Below are 12,753 nucleotides of genomic sequence, written 5' to 3' on the forward strand. Positions count from 1 at the left end.
GGGCTTTCGAGGCGGGAGTCAGTCGAGGGTACAGCCCGAGATCGGCACGTCGTTGAGGCGATCGACCAGATAGCCGATCGCATTGTCGGTGCCGAAGCCGTCGATCAACTCGGGGCCGAAATGGTTCGGGAGGGTGGCCCCGGGCAGGATCGGCGGCAGCTCGTCGGTCCGGAAGCTGACGCCGGCGCCCCTGCCACACCATTCGGCGGCGAGTTGCCGGGCCTGACCGTAGGGGACGGTGTCGTCGTTGCGACCGCTGGTGATCAGGACCGGGCTTGCCGGAGTGAGGTTTCCGATGTGCTGCTGCCGCAGGATGTCCTCGGCCTCGGGGACCTCCTGGAGGTGATCGATCATCGGCCGATGATCGACGGTGAACTCGGTGCTGCGCAGGAACGGATGCTTCAGGATCACGTCACCGATGCACTCGTTGCCCAGGTCGCTCAGCAGCGCCTTACCCTCCGGCGTGGTGCGTTCGTCCAGAATCGGCCGCAGATCGGGGTAGCGCGCGACGAAACCGTTGAGCGCGAACCCGATCACGCCGCTGATCAGACTGCCGTCGGCCCGCTTCAGCACCTCGGTCAGATCCGCGACCGGCGCGCCCGCCCACGTTCCCTTCAGGTTCAGTTCGGGAGCGTAGTCGGGTTGCATCTCGACCGCCGCGGCCGTGGCGCCGCCACCCTGGGAGTACCCCCACAGCGCCAGCGGTGTGTCATCGCCCGAACCGGCCACGTTGTTGGCCGCGCGCGCGGCGTCGAGGACGGCATGGGCCTCCTCGACGCGGTTGACATAGGTATGGGTCCCCGGTGTTCCCATGCCGATGTAATCCGCCACGAAGACGCGGGCGCCCAGCGAATTCCACGTCAGCGCCGAGATCGCCTCCTGGTTCGCGGAGAAGGTCGGCGGCGTGATGCTCGCGTACATCCCGGTCGAGAAGGCCAGCGACACCGCGCATTGATCGCCCTGACCGGTGGTGCCGGGCGCGATGACGATGGTGGGCCGCGGCCCGGAGCCGTGCCAGGGCTGGGTGGAATCGAGGAAGACACCGGTCGCCGCGACGGGCGTGCCGTCCTGCATCTGTGTCGTGTACATGACCTGTTCGGCCGGCAACGGCCAGACCCCGTTGCCCGCCGGCTGCGCCAGGTAGGCCGAGATATCGGTGGTCTTGATGATCGCTCCGCGCGTCGGATCGAATTGCGCAGGGGGAACATAGAAGTCGTTGACCGGATCGGCGGAGGCCGACCCCGGAACGGCGGCGGCACCGGCGGCGGTCACACACAGCGCCGCCGCGATGGCGAGGGCGTGATCGACGTTCCGGGACGTCTGTCGCTTCCGAGGATTCGGACGGCGTTGTCCAGACATTTTCTGCTTTCTCTGCGGACTCGCGAGTAACACCGTTACTCGAGTAACGCGGTTACTCTAGTCACCGGCGAACACCATTGGGAAGAGGGTTGACTCCGGTCCGACCCACATTCACCGTCGGAACCAGACTGTCGGCGGACCCGATCAACGCCGCGCCGCAGATCGCGCGGGTGCTGGTCAACGATCCGCACATCGTCCTCAGGCACGAACCGTTCGGGGCGCCGGATCAGCTGACCCGGGAGCGGCTGCAGGTGGAGCCGCTGCGACCGAGGCGCGAATCGGGCAAAACCATTGTGTTCGTGACCCATTCGGTGGAGGAGGCGGTATACCTGTCCGCCCGGATCCCGGTCATGAATGCCCGCCCGGGACGGATCATCGTCGACCGGGGGGTCGTATTACCGGGCGATGACGAGGCGGGCGTCCGGGCCATCACCGTCACCGCGACACCCGAATTCCAGGCCCTCGAAATCGAATTGGCGACGGCGATCCAGGCCGTCCACGTTTGATCATGAATACGACGATGGCCCGTGCCGCGACTTTGCGGAACGGGCCATCGGACGTTTCGAACTGACGCGAAACCTGAATTACAGGTAGGCGCCACACACGGGCCAGGCGCCCGCACCCTGACCGGCGAGCACGTTCTCCGCGACGCGGATCTGCTCCTCGCGGCTGGCGTTGGCAGCACTGCCGCCACCACCGTAGGCGTTCCAGGTACTCTGGGTGAACTGCAGACCGCCGTAGAACCCGTTGCCGGTGTTGGCGCCCCAGTTGCCGCTGCTCTCGCACTGCGCGACAGCGTCCCAGTTGTGCCCGGCGGCCGAGGCGGTCGCGGTGGACAGCGCGAACGGGATGGACACGAGCGCACCGATGGCCGCCGCGGCGGCGAATGTGCGGGTGGTGAGCTTCCGGTTGCGATGCATAAGGTATTTCCTCGCCTGCGCCCGCCGGCCCGCGCTCTCGGCTGCGGGTCCCCGTCCCCAGGGGTTTCTCGGTTGCTCTCGAATCGCGGGACGGAGTTGCCGGTGTTCGTCGATTCGAGCGGGGCCCGGTTGAATCCGAGCCATGAACGACGGTAACGGATCAATCACGTTAGATCACGTAACGATCACGGCCAGTTGACAGATGGGTATCCGGGATACTCAATCCGTTCTCGCAGTTCGCATCGCAATTTCGCCGAATGACATTTCTGGAATTCGTAAACAATTTTGTGACGGAGGTCACTAGAAAATAGTGATCCCGATCGCGTAATACAAACCCGAAACAAAACGATCCTGGCCCAAAATCGGCCTCCGACCGGCTCGGATCGTGGTGCGCACAACCATTGCCCCAGTTCAGAGCCGTGACCATAGTGCCTCCATGGCCGATGAACCCCGTTCCGGAGCACGCGCTGTCGACCGCGCGATCCAGGTGCTGAATTGCTTCCACGGCGACGATCCGGAGCTGTCGCTGAGCGAACTCGCCCAACGGGCCCGGCTGCCCGTCAGCACCGCACATCGTCTCGCCCAGGCGCTGGTGCGTGGCGGCCTGCTCGAGCAGGGCCCGGCCGGTGATCGCTACCGCGTCGGGCACGGGCTGGCGACCCTGGCCCGGCCCGCCCTCGCCCGGCTGGGTCTGGAGTCCGCCGCGCCCCATCTGTACGCGCTCGCCGCGGGCATCCGGATCACGGTCAGCGTGAGCGTGATGGACGACAGCGACGCGCTCACCGTCTTCCAGGCCCGCCCGCCGATCCACTTCTGCCACCACCAGGTGCCACGGTCCCGGCAATCCCTGCACGCCAGCGCGGCGGGCCACGCCCTGCTGGCCTACTCCCCCGCCCGCGCCGCCGCCGACGTCGATCTGGACCGGGTCCGCCGCACCGGCTTCGCCTCCGAGCTGATCGAGACCGACGACCCCATCCGCGCCCTGGCGGTGCCCATCGTCGGGCCCGGCCGGCAGGTGCACGGGGCGCTGGCGGTGCAGGCCCGCTCGGCCCGCCTGGACAGCGAGCTGATCCGGGCCGTCGTGCCCGCCATGCGGATCGCCGCGGGCCGGATCGCGCCGCTGTTCCAGACCACCGACGGCGCGGTGCCCGCCGCCGCCGAGTTTCGCTCACGCTGATTTCCACATGGTGAAAAGCCGGTTGCCGCACCGCGGCGCCCATCGCAGCATGTGACCACCGCCGAATCATCGCCAGTTCCCCTGTCCGGCAAAGGAATCCCCATGACGCTCTGTTGTCGCCCAGCCCTCGAATCCCACCGAGCGACAGTCGTATTCACCGAAAGACTCCCCCATGGCATTCCCTCCCCGCCGGACCCGGGTGCGCCGCGTCCTCGCCGCCGCGTTCGCCGTCTCCAGTGCTCTCGTCCTGCTCACCGGCTGCGCGAAAACCGACGCGGGCACGACCGCCGACGGTAAGACCGTCCTCCGCTATCAGGGCTCGACCGGTCAGGTCTCCGCCTTCGAACTGGCCGCCGACCTCGGCTACTTCAGCAAGATCGACCTCCACTGGGAGGGCGACACCACCAGCGGCCCGGCCAATATCCAGGCCGCCGCCACCAAGCAGGTCGAATTCGGCAGCGCCTTCAACGGCGCGGTCATCAAGCTGGTCGCGGGCGGCGCTCCCGTCACCGCTGTCCTCAGCTCCTACGGGGCCGACGAACTCAACTTCACCGGCTACTTCGTCCGCGACAATTCCGGCATCACCTCCGCGCGCGACCTCATCGGCAAGAAGGTCGGCGTCAACACCCTGGGTGCGCACCACGAGTTCATCACCCGGCAGTGGCTGCACGACCAGGGACTCAGCGATCAGGAGATCAAGCAGGTCCAGCTGGTCGTGTTGCCGCCTGCCAGTACCGAGGACGCGCTGCGCAACGGCCAGATCGATGTGGCCGCGCTCGGCGGCGTCTTCCGCGACACCGCCGTCGGGCGCGGCGGAGTGCATCCGCTCTACACCGACAAGGATCTGTTCGGTCAGTTCGATTACGGCACTTACGTTTTCCGCAACGACTACCTGAAGTCGCATGCTGCGGCCGTCGCCGATTTCGTGCAGGGCACCGCACGGGCCACCCGCTGGCTGCAGGTCACGCCGCGTGACGAGGTGGTGGCGCGGTTCGCCGACATCATCCACAAGCGCGGGCGCAACGAGAACACCGGACTGCTGCAGTACTACAAGAGCTCGGGTATCCCCGTCCCCGGCGGCGTGATCGCCGAACGCGAACTGCAGATCTGGATCGACTGGCTGGTCCGCAATGGGGAACTGCCCGCGGGCAAGCTCGCGGCCAAGGACCTCTACACCAACAAGGACAATCCCTACGCCAACGGCACCTACCCGGCCGCCAGCGGTCCCAGCGGTGAGGCGGTGGCGAAATGAGTTCCGCGACCGTCAAACTCGCGCTCACCGGAGTCAGCAAGGAATTCGCCGTGCGCGGGGAGCAGGAGAGTTTCACCGCGCTCGCCGATATCAGCGTCGATGTGCGGGACGGTGAGTTCCTGGTCCTGGTCGGGCCCAGCGGGTCGGGCAAGTCCACCCTGCTGGATCTGCTCGGCGGGCTCGGCAAACCCACCTCGGGACAGATCCTGCTGGACGGGGCGCCGGTCACCGGACCCGGTCTGGACCGCGGGATCGTCTTCCAGCAGTACGCGCTGCTGCCCTGGCGCACCGCCCGGGCCAATATCGAATTCGGCTTGGAGGCCAAGGGCATTCGCCGGCGCGAACGCCGCGAGATCGCCGAGCACTATCTCGAACTGGTCGGCCTGGCCGGATTCGGGAACCGCTATCCGCACGAATTGTCCGGCGGCATGAAACAGCGGGTCGCCATCGCCCGCAGCCTGGCCTTCGACCCGGAGGTGCTGCTGATGGACGAGCCCTTCGCCGCCCTCGACGCCCAGACCCGGGAGTCGTTGCAGGACGAGCTGTTACGGATCTGGCGGGCCACCGGGAAGACGGTGCTGTTCATCACCCACGGCATCGACGAGGCGGTGTACCTGGGCCAGCGCGTGGCGGTGCTGACCTCGCGACCCGGGCGGATCAAGGCGGTCGTGGACATCGACCTCGACCGTGCCGGGGACCCGGATATCCGTTCCAGCGAACGATTCCGCGAACTGCGCCATCACGTCTGGTCCCTGCTGCACGACGAGGTCACGCGGGCACAGAACCTCGAGCAGGCCGCGCTCACCGCCGACAAGAGGAGCTCCCATGTCTAGCGCACTGCAACTCGTCGAAGCATCCATCGATCTCCGTCCGGAGCCGGCCGGCACCGGCGACGTCACCCACACGGGAACCCGGCGTGCTCCGGCCGTGCTGCCCGCCGTCGCCAGAATCGCCTGGCGAATCGGTAAGCCCGCCATCGTGATCGCAGCCTTCCTCGCCCTGTGGGAAGCCGCGCCACGGCTGGGGCTGGTGGACGAGGTGTTCCTGCCGCCGTTCTCGACGGTCGTGCAGGCGGGGCTGGAGCTCATCCGCAACGGCCAACTGTGGGAACACGTCTCGGCCAGCGTGACCCGGTCGCTCATCGGCTTCTCCATCGCCCTGTTCGCGGCCGTTCCGGTCGGTGTGGCCATCGCCTGGTACCGGCCGGTGGCGGAATTCCTGAGCCCGGTGCTGGAACTGTTCCGCAATACCGCCGCCCTGGCGCTGCTGCCGGTGTTCATCCTGATCCTCGGCATCGGCGAGACCTCCAAGATCGCGCTGGTGGTGTACGCCGGGTTCTTCCCGATTCTGCTCAACACCATCAGCGGGGTGCGGACGGTCGATCCGTTGCTCGTGAAATCGGCTGTCTCGCTCGGGTTCTCACCGCTGCGCCTGTTCCAGAAGGTGATCCTGCCCGCCGCCGTGCCGTCGATCTTCACCGGCATCCGCATGGCCGCGTCCGGGTCGATCCTGGTGCTCATCGCCGCCGAGATGTTCGGGGCGCGCTCCGGGCTCGGCTACCTGATCACCGCCGCCCAGCAGAACTTCCAGATTCCGGACATGTACGCCGGGATCGTGGCCATCGCCCTGGTCGGACTCACCTACAACGGCGTGCTCGTGGCCATCGAGCGACGGCTGTCCCGCTGGCGCGCCCACTGAAACCTGTCGAAGGAACCCTCTTCTATGTCCAACGCACGCAACACCTTCCACCTGAACGCCTTCCTCATGGGCGTCGGCCACCACGAGGCCGCCTGGCGGCATCCGCGCACCGAGGAGCATCGGGTCCTGGATGTGAAGCACTTCCAGGAACTGGGCCGCATCGCCGAACGCGGCAAGCTCGACTCGGTGTTCTTCGCCGACGGGCTGGCCGTCGGACCCCGGATCAAGCGCAACGCGCTCGCCGTCTTCGAGCCGATCACCCTGCTCGCCGCCATCGCCGCCGTCACCGAGCACGTCGGATTGATCGCGACCGCCTCCACCACCTACAACGAACCCTTCAACCTGGCACGGAAATTCGCGTCCCTCGACCACATCAGCGGCGGCCGGGCCGGCTGGAACATCGTCACCTCGGGTAGCGAGGACGAGGCGTTCAACTTCGGCTACGACGCCATCCCCGAGCACGCCCGCCGCTACGAGCGCGCCGACGAATTCGTCGATCTGGCGGTACGGCTCTGGGACAGCTGGGAATCCGATGCCATCGTGCTCGACCCGGAGACCGGCATCTTCGCCGACCCCGACAAGGTTCACACTCTCGACTACCGCGGCGAACGCTTCCAGGTCCGGGGCCCGCTGAATTCGCCTCGCAGCCCTCAGGGCCGCCCGCTGCTGGTGCAGGCCGGATCCTCCGAGAGCGGCAAGGAATTCGCCGCCCGCCACGCCGAAGCGGTGTTCACCGCGCAGCGCACCATCGAGGAGGGGCAGAAGTTCTACCGCGACCTGAAGTCCCGGCTGCCCAAATACGGCCGCGCCGCCGACGACCTCAAGGTCCTGCCGGGCCTGGTCCCCTTCATCGCCGACACCGAGGCCGAAGCCCGCGCACTCGAACAGGAATTCACCGACCTCATCTCCCCCGACTACGCCCTGCGGCAACTCTCGACCCTGCTCGGCGTCGACCTCACCGAGCACGCCCTCGACGCACCGCTGCCGCCCTTGCCGCAGGAGAGCGACATCCAAGGCGGCAAGAGCAGGTTCACCCTCGTCAAGGAGCTCGCCGAAAACGAGGACCTGACCGTTCGCCAGCTCATCGGCAAACTCGGCGGCGGCCGCGGTCACCGCACCTTCGCTGGCACGCCCGAACAGATCGCCGACGAACTCCAGTCCTGGTTCGACCAGGGCGCGGCCGACGGCTTCAACATCATGCCGCCCTACCTGCCCGGCGGGCTCGAGGACTTCGTCGACCGCGTGGTCCCGATCCTGCAGGAGCGCGGCCTGTTCCGCACCGACTACACCGCCCCGACCCTGCGCGGCCACTACGGACTCGCGCCCGTGGAAAGCCAGTTCGCACCCGCCCGTACCCAGGCGACCGCCTGAGATCTGAAAGGAACGCACATGACCACCGCAACCGAGAACCAGGTCGGCACCTTCCGCATCGGACCCGTCGCCGGGCATATCGGCGCCGAGATCAGCCACATCGACCTGCGCGACGACTTCACCGACGAGCAGATCGCGGTACTCACCGCCGCGCTGCACGAATACAAGGTGCTGTTCTTCCGGGATCAGCACATCGGGCACGCCGAACAGATCGCCTTCTCCCAGCGATTCGGCGCCGTCACGCCCTCGCACCCGTACGACGATGACGCGCCCACCGAGTACCCGGAGATCCTCGCCGTCGACAGCCGCCTGTACGAAAAGCGGTTCGGGAAGAAGAAATTCAGCTACACCAACCACTGGCACACCGACGTCTCGCCGCTCATCAACCCGCCGGCGGCTTCGCTGCTGCGGGCCGAGATCGCGCCCGAGCGCGGCGGCGACACCCAGTGGACCAACCTCGCCGCCGCCTACGCGGGCCTGCCGGATTCGCTCAAGTCCTTCCTCGACGGACTGCGCGCCGAACACCGATTCGGCGGCAAGCTGCCCGCCTGGGACGCGGAGAGCGACTACGCCAAGCGGGTCGCGGCCGCACCGCTGATCACCGAGCATCCGGTGGTGCGGGTGCATCCGGTGACCGGCGAACGCGTGCTGTTCGTGAACCCGGGCTTCACCACCCGGATCGTGGGCCTCAGCCCGCGGCAGAGCGACGCGCTGCTGGAACTGCTCTACGCCGAACTCTCCGATCCGGCGTACACGGTCCGATTCCGTTGGGAGAAGGGCAGTGTCGCGTTCTGGGACAACCGGGCCACCGCGCACCTCGCGCCCGGCGACCTCACCCACCTGGACGTGACCCGCGTGCTCTACCGCACGACCCTGGAGGGCGACGTGCCGGTCGGCGTCGACGGCGAGCCCTCCCGTTCCATCGCCGGTGAGCACTTCGGTGGCTCGCGGAACTGATCCCGCGGCGCTCGCCACCAATCAGCGGGGCCCTCTCGACAGTGTCGAGAGGGCCCCGCTCAGTTCCTGATTCGATCCCCGTGTTTCGATACCCCGGACCGTCAGCGGCCCAGCGGACGCGGCGGCGGAGGCGGGTTCTGCCAGCGCTGGTCCGGGGGCTCCTGCCTGTACTGCGGCTGTACCGGCTGCTGCTGCGGCTGGGGCGGACGTTGTTCCAGATTCGGCCGGGTCGAGGTCTGCGGCAAACCGACCGGCTCGATCGGTGCCCGCGCATCGGCCTCGGCTGCCCGGACGGCCCGCTGGGTGGCCGGGTCGGTGGCGGTGTCGAACCAGTCGGCCACCTCGTCGGCATCGTTCTCGGGCGCTTCCGCGGCCGCACCGTCCTCGGACGGCTCGTACCGGAACACGCCGTCCTCGCCCTGCTTGCCGAAGCCGCGCGCGAAGCCCTCGAGGGCCTTGCCGAAATCGCTGGGCACCAGCCACACCTTGTTGGCGTCGCCCTTGGCCACCTGCGGCAGGGTCTGCATGTACTGGTAGGCCAGCAGCTCGGGAGTCGGCTTGCCGTTCTTGATGGCGGCGAACACCTTCTCGATGGCCTTGGCCTGGCCCTGCGCCTGCAGGTAGGCGGCGGCCCGCTCACCCTGAGCGCGCAGGATGCGGGACTGCCGCTCGCCCTCGGCGGAGAGGATGGCCGACTGCTTGGAGCCTTCGGCCGCCAGGATCTGCGCCTGCTTCTGGCCCTCGGCCGTCTTGATCGACGCCTCCCGCTGACCTTCCGCGGTGAGGATAATGGCGCGCTTCTCACGGTCGGCCTTCATCTGCTTCTCCATCGATTCCTGAATCGACGGCGGCGGATCGATGGCCTTCAGCTCGACGCGCGACACCCGCAGACCCCAGCGGCCGGTGGCCTCGTCGAGCACCCCGCGCAGCTGGGTGTTGATCTGGTCGCGGGAGGTCAGGGTTTCCTCGAGGGTCATGCCGCCGACCACATTGCGCAGCGTGGTGATCGTCAACTGTTCCACCGCCGCAATGTAATTGGAGATCTCGTAGACCGCGGCCTGCGGACTGGTGACCTGGAAGTAGACCACCGAGTCGATCTGGACGGTCAGGTTGTCCTGGGTGATGACCGGCTGCGGCGGGAACGACACCACCCGCTCGCGCAGATCCACCTTGGCGCGCACCCGATCGGCGAATGGCACCAGGAAGGTCAGCTGCCCGGACACCGTCCGCGAATACCGGCCGAGCCGCTCGATCACGGCGGCCTCGGCCTGCGGCACCAGGGCCACCGATTTGAAGACCACCACCACGACCAGCAGGATGAGTACGACGGCGACTATCAGTACAGCCATCACGGCCCTTTCATGACGACGGCGTGGGCGCCGTCGATCCTCATGATGTACACGGTCGAACCGACGGGATAGGACTCCGCGGCGTCATAGGGACGCGCGCTCCACACCTCGCCACCGAGCTTCACGCGACCGCCGTGCTCGTCGACCGTTTCGAGCACCTTCGCGGTCTTGCCGGGCAACGCGTCCACCCCGGTCTGATGTGGCGGCGGAATCGCGTAGCGCCGCAACAGGAATGGGCGGACCAGCACGAGCAGGGCAATCGACGAGACACTGAACACCACCGCGTCGATGAGTACCGATGAGCCGGTGAGCCCGTTGGCGCCCGCAGTGATGAGCGCGGCAACACCCAGCATGATCAGCACGAGACTGCCCGTGAGCATCTCGGCCGCCGCGAGCAGGATGCCCGCGACCAGCCAAACTATTGCGGCCACGTCACCAACAGTAACCGTAATCGCGGGTTACGGCCGGTATTCGTGATCACTCCGCGCTTTCTACCGGACATATCGGAATGGGCGCGGCGCGAGGGGGATTCCCGCTCACCGCCGGTAACCTCGACGCGGTGAGTGGGCACCAACGGTACGGCGACATCTTCTCCGGGCACGCACGCAAGCAGAAACGGGAGGTGCCCCGCGTGGTCGCCGAACGCGACCTCGTCGCCGAGGACGCGGCCACCGGATTCTGCGGCGCCGTAGTGGGTTTCGATCGCAGCTACGACGGCGAGTTCGTCAAACTCGAGGATCGCAGTGGGCGGGTCCGGCTGTTCGCGCTGCGAGAAGCCGCGTTTCTGATCGACGGGCAGCCGGTGACACTCGTGAAGCCCACCGCCTCCGCACTCGAGCAGCCCACGCGATCCGCCTCGGGATCGACCCGCGTCGAAGGGCTGAAGGCGCGCGTCGCGAAGGCCAGCCGCATCTGGGTGGAGGGTGTGCACGACGCCGCACTGGTCGAGCGGGTGTGGGGACACGACCTGCGGGTCGAGGGCGTGGTGGTCGAACAGCTCGAGGGCCTCGACCATCTCGGCGCCGAACTCGCCCAATTCCAGCCCGGACCGACCCGGCGCGTCGGAGTCCTGGTCGACCATTTGGTCACCGGCTCCAAGGAATCCGGCCTGACCCAGGGCCTGGGCGCGCACGTCCTGGTCACCGGTCACCCCTACATCGACGTGTGGCAGGCCGTCCGCCCGCAGGCCGTCGGCATCCCCGCCTGGCCCGATGTCCCCCGCGGCGAAGACTGGAAAACCGGCATCTGCCAGCGGCTACGCTGGGGCACGCCGCAGGAGGGGTGGCGGCGCGTCTACAACGCGGTCAACTCCTATCGCGATCTGGAGACCCCGCTCATCGGCGCGGTCGAACGACTGATCGATTTCGTCACCGAGCAGGAGTAGCCCGCCAGTTATCCTCGAATGCATGAGTTCCCCGAGTGCATCGCTGACGGTCTGGGCCGGCGCCTGGCTGGCCGGCCGCAGCGCCCCCGACGACGTGCTGGACGCGCTGCGCGCCTGGGCTCCCCAGCAGACGGTGGCCGCCGGGGATCCCGTGACCGGCGGGCGCACCGGATTACCGTGGGCGTCCGACGACGAGCCCGCGGCAGTGGCCGGGGCGGGAATCATGGTGCTGCTCAAGGTCATCCGGGAAGCGATCGACGGGCCCGAGGCGCAGCTGCGGCTGGTGCTGCCGATCCCCGGAGACGTGCGCGGACTCCCCGTCGGCACCGAATTCGCCACCGCCGCAACCGAAGCCGAGGAAGGCATTCTGATCGGGACGGCCGGGTCCAGCGGCACCGGGCTGGTCCCGGTCTGGACCGACGACGACGCACTGCAATGGCGGGTCTACTCGGCGCCGATCCCCTTCGCGCTCGCACCCGAAATGCCCCTGGGCGAAGCCGAATACACCATGCGGGAAGCGGTCCGCGACGCCGCCGACGCACTCCAGCAGCTCCAAACCACCAGGCTCGGGTCCGGCGGAGTCGGGCCTCGCGAACTCGTCGAGGCCGAACTGGCCGGACATACCAAGCATAAATACCCCGATTCGATGCCCCTGCGCGCGCGGCGGATCCTCGATACCGCCGACCAGGTGGCCGCGATCCTCACCGTCGCCGAACGCGAACCAGCCTCGGCCCCCACCTCCGCGACCGCCGTGGCCGCACAGGAGGCCCTGCTCCGGCCACTCTGGAACGCGATCCGGGCCGCACGCCTGGCCGCGGTCCACGCCCGCTGACTGTCCGATTTCTTCAAGACCTCCCGTGACGGGGCCGCATACCGTTCGGGTATGGCTATTCGACCGAATGTGATCGGGATCGTGGTGACGGACATGGGTGCGTCGCTGGAGTTCTATCGGCGTCTGGGCGTGGAGTTCGCCGACGGCTCCGAGCAGCAGCCGCACGTGGACGCCGACCTGGGCGGCGGTATCAAGCTGATGCTCGACACCGAGGAGACCGTCCGCTCATTCCATCCGGACTGGAAGGCAGTTCCCGGGCCCGGGCGAATCGGCCTCGCGTGCGACTGCGGCTCCCCTTCCGGGGTGGACCAGAAGTTCGAAGAGCTGGTCGACGCAGGCTACCGAGCAGAGCTCAAACCCTTCGATGCGTTCTGGGGCCAGCGGTACGCCACAGTCCTCGACCCCGACGGCAATAGCGTCGACCTCTACGCCGCCCTCACGTAAAGCGTCAAGC

Annotated in this window: 14 protein-coding genes; 10 read left to right on the forward strand and 4 right to left on the reverse strand. The window is 67.7% G+C overall.

Annotated features, from left to right (window positions below; all coding sequences use genetic code 11):
• Positions 1–18 precede the first annotated feature (18 nt).
• Positions 19–1,359 (reverse strand): lipase family protein, encoded by a 1,341-nt coding sequence (locus ABZV44_RS41030; protein ID WP_354849270.1) that lies wholly within the window; start codon positions 1,357–1,359, stop codon positions 19–21.
• Between the two features lie 89 nt (positions 1,360–1,448).
• On the opposite strand from ABZV44_RS41030, the gene ABZV44_RS41035 reads away from it, so the two are divergent.
• Positions 1,449–1,865, forward strand: a complete 417-nt coding sequence (locus ABZV44_RS41035; protein ID WP_354849273.1) for a hypothetical protein — start codon at positions 1,449–1,451, stop codon at positions 1,863–1,865.
• A gap of 78 nt (positions 1,866–1,943) precedes the next feature.
• Here ABZV44_RS41035 and ABZV44_RS41040 read toward each other — a convergent pair whose 3' ends face one another.
• A complete protein-coding gene (locus ABZV44_RS41040; protein ID WP_354849276.1) occupies positions 1,944–2,279 on the reverse strand; it encodes a transglycosylase family protein in 336 nt (111 codons plus the stop codon).
• A gap of 436 nt (positions 2,280–2,715) precedes the next feature.
• On the opposite strand from ABZV44_RS41040, the gene ABZV44_RS41045 reads away from it, so the two are divergent.
• The 6 genes from ABZV44_RS41045 to ABZV44_RS41070 all read left to right on the forward strand — a co-directional run bounded on the left by ABZV44_RS41045 (position 2,716) and on the right by ABZV44_RS41070 (position 8,734).
• Entirely contained in the window at positions 2,716–3,456 is a 741-nt protein-coding gene (locus ABZV44_RS41045) for a helix-turn-helix domain-containing protein (protein WP_354849278.1), read from the forward strand.
• Positions 3,457–3,628: 172 nt separating this feature from the next.
• On the forward strand, positions 3,629–4,708 hold the full coding sequence (locus tag ABZV44_RS41050) for an ABC transporter substrate-binding protein (RefSeq protein WP_354849279.1): 1,080 nt from the start codon (positions 3,629–3,631) through the stop codon (positions 4,706–4,708).
• A complete protein-coding gene (locus ABZV44_RS41055) occupies positions 4,705–5,541 on the forward strand; it encodes an ABC transporter ATP-binding protein (protein WP_354849281.1) in 837 nt (278 codons plus the stop codon). The genes ABZV44_RS41050 and ABZV44_RS41055 overlap by 4 nt, the downstream gene beginning before the upstream one ends.
• Positions 5,534–6,406: an ABC transporter permease gene (locus tag ABZV44_RS41060; protein ID WP_354849283.1), complete on the forward strand. Its 873-nt coding sequence runs from the start codon at positions 5,534–5,536 to the stop codon at positions 6,404–6,406. Before ABZV44_RS41055 ends, ABZV44_RS41060 begins: the two co-directional genes overlap by 8 nt.
• A gap of 24 nt (positions 6,407–6,430) precedes the next feature.
• Complete coding sequence (locus ABZV44_RS41065; protein ID WP_354849286.1) at positions 6,431–7,777, forward strand: LLM class flavin-dependent oxidoreductase; 1,347 nt, start codon at positions 6,431–6,433, stop codon at positions 7,775–7,777.
• A gap of 18 nt (positions 7,778–7,795) precedes the next feature.
• Complete coding sequence (locus ABZV44_RS41070) at positions 7,796–8,734, forward strand: TauD/TfdA family dioxygenase (protein ID WP_354849288.1); 939 nt, start codon at positions 7,796–7,798, stop codon at positions 8,732–8,734.
• A 101-nt stretch (positions 8,735–8,835) separates the two neighbouring features.
• Here the strand turns inward: ABZV44_RS41070 and ABZV44_RS41075 are convergent, their stop codons facing one another.
• Together ABZV44_RS41075 and ABZV44_RS41080 are read right to left on the reverse strand one after the other, a co-directional pair.
• Positions 8,836–10,083 carry an SPFH domain-containing protein gene (locus tag ABZV44_RS41075; RefSeq protein ID WP_354849291.1) on the reverse strand — a complete coding sequence of 416 codons (1,248 nt, stop codon included), beginning with the start codon at positions 10,081–10,083 and terminating at the stop codon, positions 8,836–8,838.
• Positions 10,083–10,514 carry an NfeD family protein gene (locus ABZV44_RS41080; RefSeq protein WP_354849294.1) on the reverse strand — a complete coding sequence of 144 codons (432 nt, stop codon included), beginning with the start codon at positions 10,512–10,514 and terminating at the stop codon, positions 10,083–10,085. The genes ABZV44_RS41075 and ABZV44_RS41080 overlap by 1 nt, the downstream gene beginning before the upstream one ends.
• A 128-nt stretch (positions 10,515–10,642) precedes the next feature.
• On the opposite strand from ABZV44_RS41080, the gene ABZV44_RS41085 reads away from it, so the two are divergent.
• The 3 genes from ABZV44_RS41085 to ABZV44_RS41095 are packed head-to-tail and all read left to right on the forward strand — an operon-like array spanning position 10,643 to position 12,743.
• Positions 10,643–11,467: a DUF3097 domain-containing protein gene (locus ABZV44_RS41085; protein WP_354849297.1), complete on the forward strand. Its 825-nt coding sequence runs from the start codon at positions 10,643–10,645 to the stop codon at positions 11,465–11,467.
• Positions 11,468–11,489: 22 nt separating this feature from the next.
• Complete coding sequence (locus ABZV44_RS41090; RefSeq protein WP_354849299.1) at positions 11,490–12,299, forward strand: hypothetical protein; 810 nt, start codon at positions 11,490–11,492, stop codon at positions 12,297–12,299.
• Between the two features lie 51 nt (positions 12,300–12,350).
• Positions 12,351–12,743, forward strand: coding sequence for a VOC family protein (locus tag ABZV44_RS41095; protein WP_354849302.1), 393 nt, complete (start codon positions 12,351–12,353; stop codon positions 12,741–12,743).
• Positions 12,744–12,753: the final 10 nt, after the last annotated feature.

Origin of the sequence: Nocardia sp. NPDC004860 (assembly GCF_040609015.1) — a bacterium.
Taxonomy (GTDB): Bacteria; Actinomycetota; Actinomycetes; order Mycobacteriales; family Mycobacteriaceae; genus Nocardia.

Bases quoted from the DNA above. Each gene is read 5' to 3' on its own strand.
- ABZV44_RS41030 (WP_354849270.1), bottom strand. From the start codon at position 1,359: ATGTCTGGACAACGCCGTCCGAATCCTCGGAAGCGACAGACGTCCCGG.
- ABZV44_RS41040 (WP_354849276.1), bottom strand. From the start codon at position 2,279: ATGCATCGCAACCGGAAGCTCACCACCCGCACATTCGCCGCCGCGGCG.
- ABZV44_RS41045 (WP_354849278.1), top strand. From the start codon at position 2,716: ATGGCCGATGAACCCCGTTCCGGAGCACGCGCTGTCGACCGCGCGATC.
- ABZV44_RS41050 (WP_354849279.1), top strand. From the start codon at position 3,629: ATGGCATTCCCTCCCCGCCGGACCCGGGTGCGCCGCGTCCTCGCCGCC.
- ABZV44_RS41055 (WP_354849281.1), top strand. From the start codon at position 4,705: ATGAGTTCCGCGACCGTCAAACTCGCGCTCACCGGAGTCAGCAAGGAA.
- ABZV44_RS41060 (WP_354849283.1), top strand. From the start codon at position 5,534: ATGTCTAGCGCACTGCAACTCGTCGAAGCATCCATCGATCTCCGTCCG.
- ABZV44_RS41065 (WP_354849286.1), top strand. From the start codon at position 6,431: ATGTCCAACGCACGCAACACCTTCCACCTGAACGCCTTCCTCATGGGC.
- ABZV44_RS41070 (WP_354849288.1), top strand. From the start codon at position 7,796: ATGACCACCGCAACCGAGAACCAGGTCGGCACCTTCCGCATCGGACCC.
- ABZV44_RS41075 (WP_354849291.1), bottom strand. From the start codon at position 10,083: ATGGCTGTACTGATAGTCGCCGTCGTACTCATCCTGCTGGTCGTGGTG.
- ABZV44_RS41090 (WP_354849299.1), top strand. From the start codon at position 11,490: ATGAGTTCCCCGAGTGCATCGCTGACGGTCTGGGCCGGCGCCTGGCTG.
- ABZV44_RS41095 (WP_354849302.1), top strand. From the start codon at position 12,351: ATGGCTATTCGACCGAATGTGATCGGGATCGTGGTGACGGACATGGGT.